Origin of the sequence: Neorhizobium sp. DAR64872/K0K18, assembly GCF_050500175.1 — a bacterium.
GTDB classification, from domain to species: Bacteria; Pseudomonadota; Alphaproteobacteria; order Rhizobiales; family Rhizobiaceae; genus Neorhizobium; species Neorhizobium soli.
This window is the reverse complement of sequence record NZ_CP191445.1, coordinates 798,518-813,644: the sequence shown is the minus strand read 5'-3', so window position 1 is coordinate 813,644 and position 15,127 is coordinate 798,518. Positions and strand designations below refer to the sequence as shown.

General features: G+C 59.0%; 17 protein-coding genes. 6 read left to right on the top strand and 11 right to left on the bottom strand.

Annotation, left to right across the window (positions count from 1 at the left end; genetic code table 11):
- Positions 1 to 52 precede the first annotated feature (52 nt).
- The 3 genes from ACQY1P_RS03620 to ACQY1P_RS03610 all read right to left on the bottom strand — a co-directional run bounded on the left by ACQY1P_RS03620 (position 53) and on the right by ACQY1P_RS03610 (position 3,963).
- A complete protein-coding gene (locus tag ACQY1P_RS03620; RefSeq protein WP_062576592.1) occupies positions 53 to 1,042 on the bottom strand; it encodes a Bug family tripartite tricarboxylate transporter substrate binding protein in 990 nt (329 codons plus the stop codon).
- Between the two features lie 623 nt (positions 1,043 to 1,665).
- Positions 1,666 to 2,643, bottom strand: coding sequence for an amidohydrolase family protein (locus ACQY1P_RS03615; RefSeq protein WP_430252933.1), 978 nt, complete (start codon positions 2,641 to 2,643; stop codon positions 1,666 to 1,668).
- A complete protein-coding gene (locus ACQY1P_RS03610; RefSeq protein ID WP_062458697.1) occupies positions 2,644 to 3,963 on the bottom strand; it encodes an MFS transporter in 1,320 nt (439 codons plus the stop codon).
- A gap of 135 nt (positions 3,964 to 4,098) precedes the next feature.
- On the opposite strand from ACQY1P_RS03610, the gene ACQY1P_RS03605 reads away from it, so the two are divergent.
- Positions 4,099 to 5,145: a LysR family transcriptional regulator gene (locus ACQY1P_RS03605; RefSeq protein WP_430252931.1), complete on the top strand. Its 1,047-nt coding sequence runs from the start codon at positions 4,099 to 4,101 to the stop codon at positions 5,143 to 5,145.
- A 41-nt stretch (positions 5,146 to 5,186) separates the two neighbouring features.
- On the opposite strand, the gene otnI is transcribed toward ACQY1P_RS03605, so the two are convergent.
- Together otnI and ltnD are read right to left on the bottom strand one after the other, a co-directional pair.
- Positions 5,187 to 5,954 (bottom strand): 2-oxo-tetronate isomerase, encoded by a 768-nt coding sequence (gene otnI / locus ACQY1P_RS03600; RefSeq protein WP_430252929.1) that lies wholly within the window; start codon positions 5,952 to 5,954, stop codon positions 5,187 to 5,189.
- A gap of 4 nt (positions 5,955 to 5,958) precedes the next feature.
- Entirely contained in the window at positions 5,959 to 6,873 is a 915-nt protein-coding gene (ltnD, locus tag ACQY1P_RS03595; protein WP_113110285.1) for an L-threonate dehydrogenase, read from the bottom strand.
- Positions 6,874 to 6,996: 123 nt separating this feature from the next.
- Here ltnD and ACQY1P_RS03590 point away from each other — a divergent pair, with 123 nt between their 5' ends.
- From ACQY1P_RS03590 to otnC, 3 genes are read left to right on the top strand one after another with little or no spacing between them, the layout of a single operon-like run.
- Complete coding sequence (locus ACQY1P_RS03590) at positions 6,997 to 8,040, top strand: LacI family DNA-binding transcriptional regulator (RefSeq protein ID WP_062458707.1); 1,044 nt, start codon at positions 6,997 to 6,999, stop codon at positions 8,038 to 8,040.
- A gap of 33 nt (positions 8,041 to 8,073) precedes the next feature.
- A complete protein-coding gene (otnK, locus tag ACQY1P_RS03585; protein ID WP_430252927.1) occupies positions 8,074 to 9,336 on the top strand; it encodes a 3-oxo-tetronate kinase in 1,263 nt (420 codons plus the stop codon).
- The gene (gene otnC, locus ACQY1P_RS03580) at positions 9,333 to 9,980 is read left to right on the top strand and encodes a 3-oxo-tetronate 4-phosphate decarboxylase (protein WP_430252925.1); all 648 of its coding nucleotides are present in this window, start codon (positions 9,333 to 9,335) and stop codon (positions 9,978 to 9,980) included. Before otnK ends, otnC begins: the two co-directional genes overlap by 4 nt.
- A 32-nt stretch (positions 9,981 to 10,012) precedes the next feature.
- On the opposite strand, the gene ACQY1P_RS03575 is transcribed toward otnC, so the two are convergent.
- The 3 genes from ACQY1P_RS03575 to ACQY1P_RS03565 form a co-directional block, all read right to left on the bottom strand.
- Positions 10,013 to 10,222, bottom strand: a complete 210-nt coding sequence (locus ACQY1P_RS03575) for a hypothetical protein (RefSeq protein ID WP_062576577.1) — start codon at positions 10,220 to 10,222, stop codon at positions 10,013 to 10,015.
- A gap of 145 nt (positions 10,223 to 10,367) precedes the next feature.
- The gene (locus ACQY1P_RS03570) at positions 10,368 to 11,249 is read right to left on the bottom strand and encodes an MBL fold metallo-hydrolase (RefSeq protein WP_430252923.1); all 882 of its coding nucleotides are present in this window, start codon (positions 11,247 to 11,249) and stop codon (positions 10,368 to 10,370) included.
- Positions 11,250 to 11,295: 46 nt separating this feature from the next.
- Positions 11,296 to 11,496, bottom strand: a complete 201-nt coding sequence (locus ACQY1P_RS03565; RefSeq protein WP_062576573.1) for a hypothetical protein — start codon at positions 11,494 to 11,496, stop codon at positions 11,296 to 11,298.
- Positions 11,497 to 11,771: 275 nt separating this feature from the next.
- Here ACQY1P_RS03565 and ACQY1P_RS03560 point away from each other — a divergent pair, with 275 nt between their 5' ends.
- Both ACQY1P_RS03560 and ACQY1P_RS03555 read left to right on the top strand, forming a co-directional pair.
- On the top strand, positions 11,772 to 12,107 hold the full coding sequence (locus ACQY1P_RS03560) for a hypothetical protein (RefSeq protein ID WP_062458725.1): 336 nt from the start codon (positions 11,772 to 11,774) through the stop codon (positions 12,105 to 12,107).
- 198 nt (positions 12,108 to 12,305) lie between these two features.
- The gene (locus tag ACQY1P_RS03555; RefSeq protein WP_062576571.1) at positions 12,306 to 12,710 is read left to right on the top strand and encodes a host attachment family protein; all 405 of its coding nucleotides are present in this window, start codon (positions 12,306 to 12,308) and stop codon (positions 12,708 to 12,710) included.
- Between the two features lie 134 nt (positions 12,711 to 12,844).
- Here the strand turns inward: ACQY1P_RS03555 and ACQY1P_RS03550 are convergent, their stop codons facing one another.
- From ACQY1P_RS03550 to ACQY1P_RS03540, 3 genes are all read right to left on the bottom strand, one after another.
- The gene (locus ACQY1P_RS03550) at positions 12,845 to 13,252 is read right to left on the bottom strand and encodes a response regulator (protein ID WP_062458730.1); all 408 of its coding nucleotides are present in this window, start codon (positions 13,250 to 13,252) and stop codon (positions 12,845 to 12,847) included.
- 11 nt (positions 13,253 to 13,263) lie between these two features.
- Positions 13,264 to 14,370 (bottom strand): PAS domain-containing protein, encoded by a 1,107-nt coding sequence (locus tag ACQY1P_RS03545; protein WP_062458733.1) that lies wholly within the window; start codon positions 14,368 to 14,370, stop codon positions 13,264 to 13,266.
- Positions 14,371 to 14,552: 182 nt separating this feature from the next.
- Positions 14,553 to 15,089: a hypothetical protein gene (locus tag ACQY1P_RS03540; protein ID WP_184655272.1), complete on the bottom strand. Its 537-nt coding sequence runs from the start codon at positions 15,087 to 15,089 to the stop codon at positions 14,553 to 14,555.
- Between the last annotated feature and the right edge of the window lie 38 nt (positions 15,090 to 15,127).

The window sequence follows — 15,127 nt, the reverse complement described above, 5'->3', positions numbered from 1 at the left end:
GAAAGATCCGGCACGAACATGCCGGACCTAAAATCGTATTGGCGTCAGGATTTTACTTAACCAGCCAACCTTCGGCTTCGAAGACGCCGACGGCGTTCTTCTCGCTGGTAACAATGAAGTCCTGCAGCTTCTGGCCAGACATGAAATCGCCGGTCTGCGAGGTCTTGCGGATATAGTCGGCCCATTCCGGGGTCTCGCTGACCTTTTTCAGAACGTCGCTGTAGTAGGCGACCGCATCATCAGGCGTTCCTGCCGCGGTCCAGACCGTGCGGGGCATCTTGTAGGACGGAATGTTGACGCCGCTCGAGGCGCAGGTCGGGATGTCGCCCCAGCCCTTGCCGTCATGGACCGGATCGCTCTTGGCCATCGGCTTGTCGGAGAAGACGCAAAGCGGCTTGATCGCGCCCGCCTGCCACTGGCCGACATTCTCGTTCGGATTGTTGACGTTGGCAGCGACATGGCCGCCGGCCAGCTGAACGCCGACTTCGCCACCGCCATTAAAGGGCAGATACTTGAAATTGGTGCCTGTCGTCTGCTCGATCAGAGCGACCAGGGTTTCATCCGTGTCCTTCGACTGGCTGCCGGCGAAGGAAAGCTTGTTCGGCGCAGCTTTCGCGGCTTCGATAAGATCCGTCGGCGTCGCGTATTCGGAATCGCCCTTCACCCAGATCAGGAATTCGTCGAATGCGAGCGCTGCGACGGGACGCAGGTCCTCCATCGAATAGGCGAGCTTTGCGACATGCGGCAGGAGATAAGCGTTGTTGGTTCCGAAGTAGAGCTTGTTCGGATCGCCTTCATTCTTGCGAGCGTATAGGAACGCTTCCGCGCCGCTGCCGCCGCCCTTGTTGAGGACCACCATCGATTTTTCCATAAGCTTGTGCTTGGCGATGATCGACTGGATGGTACGGGCAAAGTTGTCGGTGCCGCCGCCCGGGCCGGATGCGACGACGAACTCGACGGGGCGTGTCGGTTCGAAGGCAAGCGCCTGTCCCGCCAGCACGACCGCGGCCGCAAATGTCAATCCTACGGATAGCTTCTTCATCTTATTCCTCCTTTAGATGAAATGGCTGCAGGTTTGCCTACAGCCGATCGGTCCTCGTGTTCACGAAGCGGCAGCGAACTGCGTCCTCGGCGCACCTCGTGAGATCGACCCGGCAATGAGCGGCCAGGCAGACGCCGGCTGCGATCTCGTGATGTCGGGCAGTTCTTTGAATTCGAATGAGAAAGAAGCGAGCGCGCTGAAGCCACTCTGATCGTGGCGGTTGGGCCTCGCCGAGACGCCTCTTGCGGGCGCAAGTCCGACTGATTTTGGGCTTCGTCCTGACGCCATAATCTCCTCCATCCGAGGAAAATCATAGGCCATCTATTAGCACACATCAAGTCTTCAGAATTTTGTATACAAAATTTTGCGGACAGGGGAGCGCAGGCGGCGATACGATCGATCAGCGCGATCTAATCGATTTGCTCTTGCTTTACGCGATAGCCCGACTGTTCAAACTCGCGTTTGCGAACGCGAGTTTGAACGGATCGCGAGATTTTTTTTAGAGAACTTAGGCTGATCGGCAACGGGAACCGTCATGCGGATAGCACAACAGCAACCTTAGATTCAGGTCCCGATCGGCGATTCGCGATCGCAGCCAGGTCTATTCAGCCTTCGACTGCGTGCTACCCAAAGAGAGCCGTCCGGGCGACCTCAGGCGCGGTGCCGGTCATGCCGGGTTCGTTCGCCATCGGCAGCCGGTAGTATTTGCGTGCAGTCCCCGCAAAGAGTTTTGCCTGATCTCTCAGGGAATAGCGTGCCGCCACGTCCTTGAAGCCCGAATAGATCGTGTCAAATGAACCGCATAGACTATCGACCGGGAAATTGCTGGCAAACATCGTCCGCTCGGCTGAGAACATAGCAATGGTTTCGGTAATGATGGCGCTGTTGTCCTCGATTGACCAAGGCCGCCCTTTCTGGCCGATCCCAGAAATCTTGACGCAGACATTGGGCATATCCGCAAACTTGCCCATCGCCGCGTGCCATCCCTTCATCCCTTCGCTGGATCGATCCGATGGCAGACCCGTGTGGTTGAGGATGATGGTCGTGGAAGGAAAATCCCGTGCCAGCAGCATGGCCTCGTCGAGATGCCACCAGTTCGTCTGGAGATCGAAGCTCAGTCCATGCGTCTCGAGAAGGGCGTAGCCTTTGCGCCAGGTCTCGTCGGTCATGAGAGTTCGGTGATCGGCAGCAACAGCGGCGCTTTCGGCGCCGCCCGGCTTGTGACGCACGCTGCGCACCAGCTCGAACGCTGCCTGATCGGCAAGGACATCAGCCACATCGGGCCTATCGAGCCATGCCTGGGCGACGATGGCATTGGGAAGCCCGAATTCATCCGCGACCTTGGTTGCGTATCGGCTTTCCCCAATGGGATCGGCCGGATCCCACTCGGTCTCGACATAGACCGTCTGCACGACGTTGTGACCTTCCGCGTCCTTCAGGTAGTCGGGCGGAAGATAGCGCCGCTTGATCGAGCTGTAGTCGCCATACCGAAAGGGGATTTTTGCCTCCGGCTTTAGCCAGGGATGGTCGTTGGCGACGGGGTCCCAGAAATGCTGATGCGCATCGACGATAGGGCCGTCCCAAAGAGGAAAGTCGTCCAATTAGCTGCCCTTCCGTTCACGAGTACCTTCGTTGAAGTCGATGGTGAGAGTGGCGATGACATAGACGACGGCGCAGCCCGCAAAGAAGCCGAGCACGGTGCCATAGGAGCCACCGGTCCATTGAAGGATGAAGCCTGTCAGGATCGGGACGATGATGCCGCTGACACTGCCGGCAAAGTTCATTGTGCCGCCGATGACGCCGACCCGGCTCTTCGGCGCGAGGATCGAGGGGAGGCTCCAGTAAAGGCTGCCGAAGTAGAGCAGGAATAGTGTGGCGGAGAGAAGCGCGACCGCGGCAACCGGGCTGCTCACATGCGGCAGAGCGATGAATGTGGCGGCGACGCCGAGGCCAGTGATGCCCAGAAGAAGCTTGTAGACGACGGATCGTTTAAACCCTGCGGCCACCATCTTGTCGGCGACAAAGCCGCTCGCGAGCGAACCCAGCATGCCGGCGAGGAAGATGACGAAAGTCGCTCCGCCCATTTCCTTCAGGTTGAAGTTGCGCGCCTGCGCAAGATAGCTCGGGCCCCAGGTCAGCAGACCGAAATTGATCATCGCCCATCCGGCGCGACCTGCCACGAGGCTGACGATCGACCGGCGAAGGATTTCGGTCGGTTCGCTTTCCGTAGCCTCGGACTTCGGTTGCCCCACTTCGTTGATGATATCCATTTCCGTAGCGTTGATGCCCGGATGCGTGGACGGATTGTCACGGAGGTAACGCCATGCGAGCCAGCCCAAAAGAATGGTCACGAGCCCGGCGACGATGAAGGCAAGCCGCCAGCTTCCGAGCGTAAGGATGAGCCAGCTGATCAGGACGCCGCCGATGGCAGCCCCGAGCGGGGCACCGCTATCCATGAAAACGGCACCGCGTGCCCGTTCCCGTTTCGAAAGCCAGATCGAATTGAGTTTTGCTCCGGCCGGGAAGAGAGGCGCTTCCGCCGCGCCGAGACCGATGCGCGTCAACAGAAGCGAGATGCCGCCGGTCGTGAAGCCCGCAATGGTCTGGAAGATACCCCAACCGAGTGTGGACACCGTGATGACCGAGCGTGCGCCAAAGCGGTCGATCAGCATGCCTCCGGGGATCTGCATCAATGCATAGCTCCAGAAGAAGGAGCTCAGGATAAGACCCTGCATGGCAGGGCCGAGCGAGAATTCGGCGGCAATGCTGGGCATGGCGATCGACAGAGCCGTACGGTCGACCATGTTGATGACAACGAGCAGGAAAACGACGACGAAGATGTACCATCGTACATTCGTTGCCGCTTTACCCTTTAGCTCCACGCGGCCAGCGGCAACGGGTTGCTGTTCAATTTCGGACATAGATACAAATCCTCCCTGACTTGTCGGCGCAGGCCTCATCAGGCTTGCATCCACCCGGTTGTCACCGACCTCCTTGATCGGCGTTCCTCTCCACCGTGCATCCCGGGAATATAGTTGACTGGCTATGCCGAAATAATGAAATATACAGATCATGTGATCGGCTTTTCCGATCATGGCATCTGCCGGCTGAAATGGATTGCGCCAATGACATCAGAGCGTTTCGACCGCGGGCTGTCGCTCCTGCGCCATCTGAAAAGCACGCAACTCCTGCTTCTCGTCGAGCTTGGAAAGGTCGCGAGCCTGCGAAAAGCCGCGTCGGCTCTCAACATGACGCAGCCGACGGCGACGAAACTGATTCAGGATCTGGAAGCGGCCGTCGGCCATCCGCTGTTCGAGCGCAGTTCCAGGGGCATGCGCGCAACGCCCTATGGCGAGGTGATGATCAGACATGCGCGGCTCATGCAGATGGAAATCGTCCGGACGAGGGAGGATCTCGATTCGCTGTCGTCGGGCGCATCCGGCACGTTGCGGATCGGGGCTGTCATCAGCGCCGTTCCGTTTCTGCTGGCAAAGGCTGTCGCTGCGCTCAAGCGCGAGCATCCCGGCCTGCAGGTCTCGATCGATGCTGGGACAAGCGATGCGCTCGTTGGCTCCCTGTTGAACGGTCACCTCGATGTGCTGCTGGCACGACCGATCGTGCTCGGCGATCGCAACGACTTCGATTACGTCGATCTCATCGACGAACCGCTGAAAGTCGTCGGCCGGCGGGACCATCCGCTCGCGAGCAGGTCGTCCGTCACGGTGCGCGAGCTCGGCGAATGGCCCTGGACGCTTCTGCCGGCCGGAAGCCCGATGCGAAAGGTTCTGGCGCCCGTCTTTGCCGAAATGCGACTGTCCGGTCCCCAAAACATCGTCGAAACTTCGTCAATGATGACGATGGTGGCGCTGATGCACGAGAGCGACATGCTGGCCGTGATGCCCGGCGACGTATCGGACTTCTACATCCGCCATAACCTGCTGGTCGAGATCCCGGTCACGCTGCCTGCGGTGATGGGATCATACGGGATCGTCACGCGTCGAGATCGCCCGATGACGCCCGGCGTCGAGGCGTTCTTGACGCAACTCCAGACGGCGCTGCAAGAACAGCGACGGATCAGGGCGGAACTGACGAGCGACGGATGATGCAAGCCGGATGCATACTTCGGTAAAGGGGTGAGCCGGGTTCAGATCGAACTCATCCAGCCCAGTCCGTCCTCGGTTACTCCCGCAGGCCGGTATTCGCAGCCGACATAACCCTGATAGCCGAGGGCGTCGATCTCTTCGAAGATGATGCGGTCGTTGAGTTCGCCTGTCATGGGTTCATGCCGGGTAGGAACCGCCGCAATCTGGATATGCCCGATGCGCGGCGCCATCTGCCTCAAGGCTGTGATGACATCTCCGTGCATGATCTGGCGGTGATAGATGTCGAACTGAAGACTGACATTGGGGCGATCGAGATCGACCACGAGATCGAATGCGCGATTGAAGTCGTTAAGAAAATAACCCGGCATATCGCGTTTGTTGATCGGCTCGATGACGAGACCGATACCGGCTTCGGCCGTTGCATCGGCCGCCTTTTTCAGATTGTCCACATAGCAGGAAGCAGCGGTGGGATCATCCGCTGGCGCGATCCCGGCCATCATGTGAAGAAGCGGCGTTCCGAGCGCCTTGCCATAGGCAATTGCCTTGACCAGCGACGACTCGAACTCCTCGCGCCGGTCGGAGAGGCTCGCAAGACCCCGATCGCCGCCTGTCCAATTCCCGGGTGGCATGTTGAACAGGGCCTGGTTTAGCCCGGCATCACGAAGCTTCTCGGCGACGACGTCGGCTGGATAGTCGTAAGGGAAGAGATACTCGACGGCGCTAAAGCCAGCCGTGGCCGCAGCCGCGAACCGCTCCAGGAACGGTCGCTCGTTGAACATCATCGACAGGTTTGCGGCAAACTTCGGCATGGGCCTATTCTTTCTCTGGCATGCCGGGCAGGTGAAGCCCGGTGATCTGGGCGAGCAGCCGCGCAACCGAACTGTCGTCATCGCGACCCATCCCGGCGGCCTCGGTCATGATGAAGAGTTGCAATGCGGCCGCGGTGATCGGAAGCGGAAACTTCTGCTGGCGGCCTATGTCGGAGACAATGCCGAGATCCTTGGTGAAGATCGAAACGGCACTTTGGGGGCTGTAATCGCCATCGAGCACATGCGGTATGCGGTTTTCGAACATCCAGCTATTGCCAGCCGATTTGGTGATGACGTCAAAGACCCTGGCAATGTCGAGATCGAGGCTTTTCGCGAATGTGATCGCTTCGCAGGCGGCCGCTATATGGACACCTGCCAGCAACTGATTGACGATCTTGAAGGAGGAGCCGACACCTGGCTGGTCGCCAAGCTCGTAGACGGTGGCGGCCATCGCATCGAGCGCCGGCCGCGCCGCCTTGAATGCTTCAGGTGAGCCCGATGCCATGAAGGTCAGTTCTCCCGAATGCGCCTTCTTCGAGCCGCCGCTGATGGGGCCGTCGAGATAAAGCAGCCCGGCTGCCTCGGTTCGCGCAGCGAAGGATTTGGCGTCGCTGGGCGACACGGTGGCACAGCAGACGATGACGCCGCCGGAATGCATCGCGCTGACGATCCCGGCCTCGCCGAAAAGGACTGTTTCCGTCTGTGCCGCATTGACGACCACGACGACCGCGATGTCAGCGCCTTCAACAGCATCGCCCGGCGAGGAGGCAGCAACGCCACCTTCATTTTCGAGGGTCGAGAGCGCGTCCCGGTTGACGTCGAAGCCGCGAACCTTGTGACCGGCGCTCAGCACAGAGCGTGCCATGCCTAGTCCCATTGAGCCGAGGCCAATGATGGCGATAGTGGTTGGGCTGGACATGAGCGGCACCTCCATGAAGCGCTGTGTAGTCAGAATCTCAGCGCTAACATGTTTTCAACCACATCCTCTTGCCCTGTTCAAGTGACATATGTTAGCGCTGAGATAAATGGAGGAGAGAACGACTTGGACGGGGAGGGGAGGTCGATTGCAGACGATAGCGTGCCCTCGGCCGCTGAGACGCCGACGCTTGCGCATGTCGCTCGGCTGGCAAAAGTTAGCGAGAACACCGTCTCGCGCGTGATCCGCAACAAGGGGCCGATCGCACCGGAGACAAGACTCCGCGTCAATGCGGCAATCGACGCACTCGGCTATGTCCCTAACAGGGCTGCCGGTTCGCTTGCGTCCTCGTCTTCGCCGATCATCGGCGTCATCTTGCCGTCGTTGTCGAACATCGTTTTTCCCGAAGTGCTCAGGGGTATAAATGCTGGGCTGATCGGCACGTCCTATCGCCCGATGATCGGTGTGACCGATTACAGTCTCGAGACCGAGCAGGATATTATTTCGTCGCTTCTGGCCTGGCATCCGGCGGCGATCATCACCACAGGTTTCGAGCATACCACGGCCGCAAGACGCATGCTTGAAGGCAGCCGGGTGCGGATCGCCGAACTGATGGATATCGATGACCGGCCCATCGACCTTGCGGTCGGCCTGTCGCATCGCGAGGCCGGCCGCGCGATGGCACGCCATCTCGTTCAGCGCGGCTATTCGAGGATCGGCTATGTCGGCCATGACTGGACTGCGGATCGGCGCGCGCGTTTACGGTATGAGGGGCTTTGCGAAGGTTTGTCTGAGACGGGCCTGTCGCTGGTCGCAGAGTATCGGACAGAGGCGCCAAGTTCGACGCTCGAAGGACGTCGAGCTCTGGCCAGTCTTCTTGCCGACGGTGCCGCCATCGATGCGGCGGCGTTTTCCAACGACGACATGGCGGTGGGCGGTTTCATGCACTGCATGGCGGCCGGAATGCCGGTGCCGGACGGTCTCGCGCTGATGGGCTTCAACGGGCTCGAGATCGGACAGGTTCTGCCAAAGCCGCTGACGACGGTGCTTTCCAATCGCTTTGCCATCGGCAAGACGGCAATCGAAGCCTTGCTGGAGACGCCTCAGCGTCCACAGGAGGCACGGATCATTGACACGGGATTTTCAATTATAGAGGGGGCAACCGCCTGAAGGCGGAGCCCATCCTCAAGACGGGAGAATGATATGCTGCTTGGCGCAATCGCCGATGATTTGACCGGCGCAACGGACCTTGCCCTGATGCTGTCGAGGGAGGGCATGCGCACGATCCAGACGGTGGGCGTTCCGCCCGCCGATTTCGATTTGAGCGATGTCGACGCGGTCGTCGTCGCCCTGAAATCCCGTACCAATCCCGCTGACGTGGCGGTCGCGATGTCGCTCGAGGCACTGCGTTGGCTGAAGACGGCCGGTGCCCGCCAGATCATCTTCAAATACTGCTCGACCTTCGATTCGACGCCGAAGGGCAATATCGGGCCGGTTACCGATGCGCTCGCACGCGAGCTTGGGACGGATCTGACGATCGTTTGCCCTGCTTTCCCTGCCAACCGCCGGACGATCTACAAGGGTCATCTCTTCGTGGCAGATCAACTGCTGTCGGATAGCCCCATGCGCCATCACCCCCTGACGCCGATGACGGATTCGTCGCTGGTGCGTCTGATGGCGGCACAATCCAAACTTCAGGTCGGCCTTGTCTCACATGAGAACGTCGCAAAGGGTGCCGAGAGCGTTCGTGCGGCCTTCGACGAGGCGCGTCGGCGTGGTGACGGCGTCGTGGTCGTCGACGCGATTACCGACCAGGATCTGCGCGTGATCGGTGAGGCAGTCGCAGAGTTCCCGCTGATCACCGGCGGTTCCGGCATCGCAATCGGTCTGCCCGAGAACTTTCGGCGCGCGGGGCTTTTGCAACGAGACATCACGGCAGGACAGTTTGAACCGCCGGACGGGAGGGCCGCCATTCTTGCCGGTTCCTGTTCAGAGGCGACACGGGGCCAGATCAAGGCCGCTATCGAGGCCGGCATGTCAACGCTCAAGCTCGATCCGGTCGATATCGCACAAGGGCGTATGGACGTTGACGAAGCGATCAGATGGGCTCTGGCGCAGGAAGGCGTTCCACTGATCTACTCGAGCGCCGATCCCAAGGATGTTCTGGCGGCCCAAGACAGCCTTGGACAGGAAAAGGCTGGCGAGATCGTCGAGCAGTTCCTCGCAAAAACCGCCATCGGACTGCGCGAAAACGGGGTTCGGAGGCTGATCGTTGCCGGCGGAGAAACGTCAGGCGCCGTCGTTGGAGCACTGTCGCCGTCCGCCTTGTTTATCGGCCGCGAGATCGACCCGGGTGTGCCCTGGACACTGACGATGGGTGATGGCGCACCTATGGCGCTTGCACTCAAATCCGGCAATTTCGGCACCGCCGACTTCTTCCTCAAGGCGTGGGAGCTTTTGAAATGACGGCAGTTCTTTCCGAGGAAACAAAGCTTCGCGACGAGATCGTCACGGTTGGCAAGTCGCTTTTCGACCGGTGCTTCACGTTCGGATCGACCGGCAACATCAGTGCGCGGCTATCGAATGGCGATATGCTGATGACGCCGACAAACGCATCGCTTGGCGCGCTCGATCCGGCGCGCCTTTCGAAATTCTCGGCTGAGGGCGTGCACGTCTCCGGCGACAAACCGACCAAGGAAGCGTTTCTGCACCAGTGCATGTATTGCGAACGCAGCACGGCTTCAGCGGTCGTTCACCTTCACTCGACGAATGCCGTCGCGATCAGCCTCATCGAAGGACTGAACCCGGAGGATCTTCTTCCGCCACTGACGGCTTATTACGTCATGCGGGTGGGAAAACTGCCGATGGCTCCGTATTTCCCGCCAGGCGATGCCGCTTTGGCGGAGGCGGTGCGGGAGCGTGCTCGCCACAGTCACGCCGTCCTGCTCGCCAATCACGGGCCGGTGGTTGCCGGGAAATCGCTGCGCGAGGCGCAATACGCGACAGAGGAGCTCGAAGAAACGGCGAAACTATTCCTGATGCTGCGTGGCGAAAAAATCAGGCCACTGACGCAGGAGCAGCGTGACGATCTTATGGAGCGCCACGGCTGATCCTGCTGGGGTAGGTGACCGCGTGCTGTGCTTCAGCCGCGGAAACTGCCTTCGTTCATGTCCTTGGGGTCATAGTTGAGATCGAAATCTTTGTCGGATTTCTTTCCCGGCGCATCGCGGTGAACGGTCGCGTCTTCAGAGCCCGTCACGACTGTCGGCTTTGCGCTGTGAACCCCTGTCGCCTTGCGATCGGCCTGGGACGGGGCGTACTGACCCTTTGCATCGTCTTCCGGTTTACTCATTTCAGTGCTCCTTTTCTGTCCTATCCAACAGGTAGCAAGAGCAGGAGTTCCGTGAGGCTCAGCCTGATACTCGCAAAAGGGGAACGAAGATTGTGCTCTCGCTCCGTCCGGTTCGAGCAAACACGCGTGCCGGAGGACGAACGGTTCAGATATAAGCGACACCGGCCTTCCGGGCTTCCGCTGTCGCATAAAGGTTGGACCGATGGCAGCGTTCGTAAAATGCTGCCGTCTCGCCCGGCATATCCTCTGGCAGGCTCACGAAGTCCCGCAGGCGCAAGCCGTCTTTCTGGTCGAGATCAGCGTTGGCCAACGCGGAGCCGTCAAGAGCGGCGACGCGGTCGTGTAGTCGTGAAAAGTAAGCAAGGTTCGCTTCGACGATCGACGGTGCGGAGGTCTGGCCGTGAGCTAGAACGACGTGGCGGGCATCAAGATCACGGATTGTTTTCAACGAGCAGCAAAGCGCCTTGAGATCGTGAGGATCCGTGCTCCAGACCTCGGGGATCGGCCACTCGACGGCATCGACCGCAAGACAGGTTTGGATGGAAGGGATCCAGACCGCGACATGATCGGGCGTATGTCCGGGCGTGTGAAGCAATTCGAGGACCAGATCGCCGCCATCCAGGATCATGCTCTCGCCAGCGAAGCATAGATTGGGGGCAACAATCTCGACATCCCGAAATCGTGCGTCGCGCTGTTTTTCGACCAGCTTATCTCGTGCAGCGGGATCGTTCAGCCGCTCCAGCGCCTTGGCGTGCGCGATGATCGGTATGCGATCGCCAAGCCCGGAATTGCCCCAAAAGTGGTCCCAGTCCATATGGGAGTTGATAACCAACAGAGGCCGATCGCCCATCTGGTCGTCGAGCAGTGCCAGCGCCTCCCGACACAGGGATGGGGTGCCAAGCGTATCGACAAGGACATTGAACCGATCGGTCCGCACGAAGACGGCATCGACCTCGTCGCCAGCCCTCACGATGACAATCCGATCATCGAGGCCAGGGTAAGTCGTGAGCCGAACCGAAATATCCATCGCCAATCCCTTGCGATGCATCACTTGAAAAGGCGATGGCCCGCCGTCAGCGGAACGAGGGCAACCCATGACTAGGTTTCGGCATATCCAGCTTCGGCAAAGAATTCGCGAGAGCCGCAGCCTCGCCGGAATAAGGGAAGTCATCGCCCAACTGGCGATCGCCTTCGTACACCTTGAAGGATGGCCCATCGACCTCGACGATCTTGTAACCGTTCACGTATTCGACCTTTGGCGTTTTCCAACCCATATCGATCTCTCTTTCTTGAAAGCTGACACGACGGTCAGCGCGATGTCATGACGGTCGATCCGTTGGCAAAGGTTTAACAGGTACACGCTCAAACGCCTAATCATGACCGAGCGGCAGCCGAGTGCTTGATCGGCGCAGGAAATCGATAAGCCGCCACGCCATGCGTATCCTGTTGTGCCACAATCCGCGGGGCTTAGCCTCAAAGTGGAAGGGAACAAATCGAGGTCAAATGCATTCGAGGTCGCAGTCAATGCCGACTTTTCTTGGGGGCCTTTATGAAACGACTTTCCGTGACCGCCTTTGCCGCTCTTTGCCTCACCGCCGGAGCAACCTACGCCCAGACGAACAACGACGAGGCAGCCCAGGCATGCCAATCGACCGGCTTGCTGGCGCTGCAGGAAAAATCGTCCGCCATCACCGATCTGGTGCTCGACATGGAAACCCTGGCCGTGAGCTCCGCGGATACCAAAGTCGAGAATGTCGCGGTGAAGACCGTCGTCATGGGCGATGCCTATATCGCACGCGGCGGCGAAACCGGTAAGCCTGATCGTTTCGTCTGCCTTCTGGGCGAAAAAGGAAAAGTGCTTCTGACGTTTTTTACCGCGCAGTAGCCGACGGAGCCGCGTCGCAGCCGGTGCCCGATTTGCGCCAGTTCGGCCAGGTACGGCGGGTGTCAAGGATCAGATAACTCAGCGCTATCCACGTCATTGCTCGGAACCGATCCGCCGCTGCGGGATTACTGTAGGCCTCGAAACATGCACCGGCTGGTTCCTCGAAGGAAGCAGGCGGTGCTGACTATGGAGACCCTTATGCAGCTACCACAGAACACGATCGTTGCCGTTGCCGATGGCGAAAAGCTCAGCCTTTTCAAGAATGAAGGTGACGCAGCAAACGTCAAGCTGAGAGCGATGCCGGCCACGGACATCGACAGCTCGAAAATCGCTTCCGGTGCGCGCCATTCCAGCAGCTCCGCAAACCCGGATGACAGCCAGCAGGACGAAGACGGTTTCAGCAACGGCATTGCCGACATGCTGAACAAGCATGTGCTGGATGGAAAGATCAAAAATCTTGTTGTCGTGGCGGCTCCCCGCACGCTCGGCGAAATGCGCAAGAGCTACCACAAGTCGCTGTCTGACGTTCTGATTGGCGAACTCGACAAGGACCTTACGGGCCATTCGATCCAGGATATCGAAAAGGCGCTGGCTGCAGCCTGATCGCTAGACCAGCACCAGAAGTGGAGGCCCTGCAGCAGCGGGGCCCTACTTTCGAGAAGTGAAGGCCATCAGTATCCGATGTCTGCGGATTGATGGACACTGTTAGACAGGGCGGCGCCCATGCTTCTAAACAGTCAGGCGACCTCGGAGGCCAGGATTAGGCCAGGAGGGGGGCTCGGTACTTCCCCACCTTCGACCCGTAGCGCTAGATAATCCAACGCGTTCTGCAGTCCGTTCATTGTGTACGGCTTCTCGATTGCGCCGAGCGCGCCTGCAAAATCGTCCGGGATCCGCTTCAAATTTCCTGAAACAAATATGTAAGGGACGTTTTTCGAAGCAAGGAATTTTCCGACGTCGATCCCTGTCGGGCCATCAAGAAGTTGGATGTCGACGAAAGCGAAGTCAGGCGCAGTCTTTTCAGCAAGTTCGTATGCGGTCGAGCTTGAAGCCGCCTGGCCGACAACATCGTGACCCGCAGCCTCGACCTCAGTTTCAAGTTCGAGCGCCAGCAGCGCCTCGTCTTCCACGATCATCACGCGCAAAATTCTGTTCCTTACTCATTGACCATCAGGGTAACGCTCACTTCTGTGCGCTTGCCATCCGTTTTCCGTTCGATTTCAGCGCCCAGCTGCCTGGCACAGGTCTCCAGCATCAGTCTCCCGAAGTCGTGTTCGCGCTGGTCAAAGACAACGGGGGTGACCGTGTCGACGACCCTTACCAAGAAGTGTCCGTTCAGGCGTCTCACTTCCAGGTGAATTTCGCCGCCGCCATCGCTCAGGCCGCGTCGAACGACATCACCGATCAGCTCGTTCAAGATAAGAGCGAGAGGTGATGCCTTGTCAGCCGGGACGATGACTTCGTGCAGGTCGGTTGTCATCACAATGTCAGATCGCCTAAGCGCGCCGACCACATCAACGATGAGGTCGCCTGCGAACTCTGCAACATCGAAATGGCCGACATCATCGTCATTCAGAAGCTTACGGTGAACAGTGCTCAGCGCTTCGACGCGGCTGAGGACGGAAAACAGGGTCCGCTTTGCTACCTCGTCCTCCGCCATCCGCGCCTGGAGCTTGACGATCGAGGCGATGGTGAGGAGATTGTTTTTGACGCGGTGGTCGACTTCGTGAACGAGCGCGGTCTTTGTTGTCAGCGCGTCCGTCAGGTCCGCTGTCCGCCTTGCGACTTCCTCTTCCGCGATATGCCGAGCCGCCGCTAGTTCTGCCTCTTTGCTCTTGATGTTGGTAAAGTCCAACTGAGACGCGAAGAAGTAGATGACTTGCCCATCTTCGTTCCGAACCGGGCTGACGAAGAGAGCATTCCAGAAGGTCGTGCCGTCGCGCCGGTAGTTGAGAATGTCGATCGCAAGATCCCGCTCTTGCGACACCGCTTCCCGAATTTTGGCAACAGCCGCAGGATCAGTTTGCGGCCCCTGTAAGAGCCGGCAGTTGCGCCCAACAAGTTCCTGCGCCGAGTACCCGGTTAACTTCGAGAATGCCCGATTGGAAAAGATGATCGGGTTATCGACCTGGCGTGGATCGGTGATGATCATCGGCATGCGTGTTGCTTTGAAAGCTGCTGCGAACGGATCTCCGGATGCGTGGGCGGCGATTAGCCGGTCGCCTGCGTCTCTTGCGCCGCGAACATCTTTTTCCACAGCCATAAAGTCCGTCGCCCCTCATAAGCGTTGCGAAAAATAATGCTTTAACCGCGGACAGGTTCCGACATCCTGTTAAAATTGACGGTCGTCAGCAATCCGCTCCATTCTCTAGGGAAAACCTGAAAATTCCGTGTTTCCAGATGTTGCGGAGATTAGGCACTGTGCAGTCGCGGGATCACCAAAGGTTATTGGCGCTCACGTCTCGTCTCAAGACCGGCATAACGTATGGCGATAAAGGCCATCAGGCATGCGACCGAGAACATGTTGAGCCTGAGCAGGATGGCAAGGTCAGGATCGCTCCAGACCCGCAATGGAGGACCGAGAAGATACTGTGCGAATAGAAACACAGCGAAGACAAAGGCCGCCATGCCGCGCTGCCACCACTTCTCCTGGGCAAAAAAGGACAGTGCGGAAAGCATGAAGCAGGCACCAAAAAAAAGAGCCGTCCCCGAACCATGCCCGAACAGTTTTGTCTCGAACAACGTGTCGAGCGTGCCGACGATTGGCAACGCCAACCGCGCCATGAAGGGTGATTGGCGAGCAATGAAAGGGATCGCGAGAAACAGGGGGGCGGCAAGCAAGGTAGCGCATGAGGCAGCCACGCCATTGCCGACGAGATACCAGACATAGACGGGATAGAATGGCTTGTTGAATACGATCACCCAGGCGATCGTGACCGTCGCCTGGGTGAGGGGATCGAGTGGCGGTCGTGTCTGTGTCATCGCTCGGCAACCCCTGTCTTTGAATATGCAAACAACGG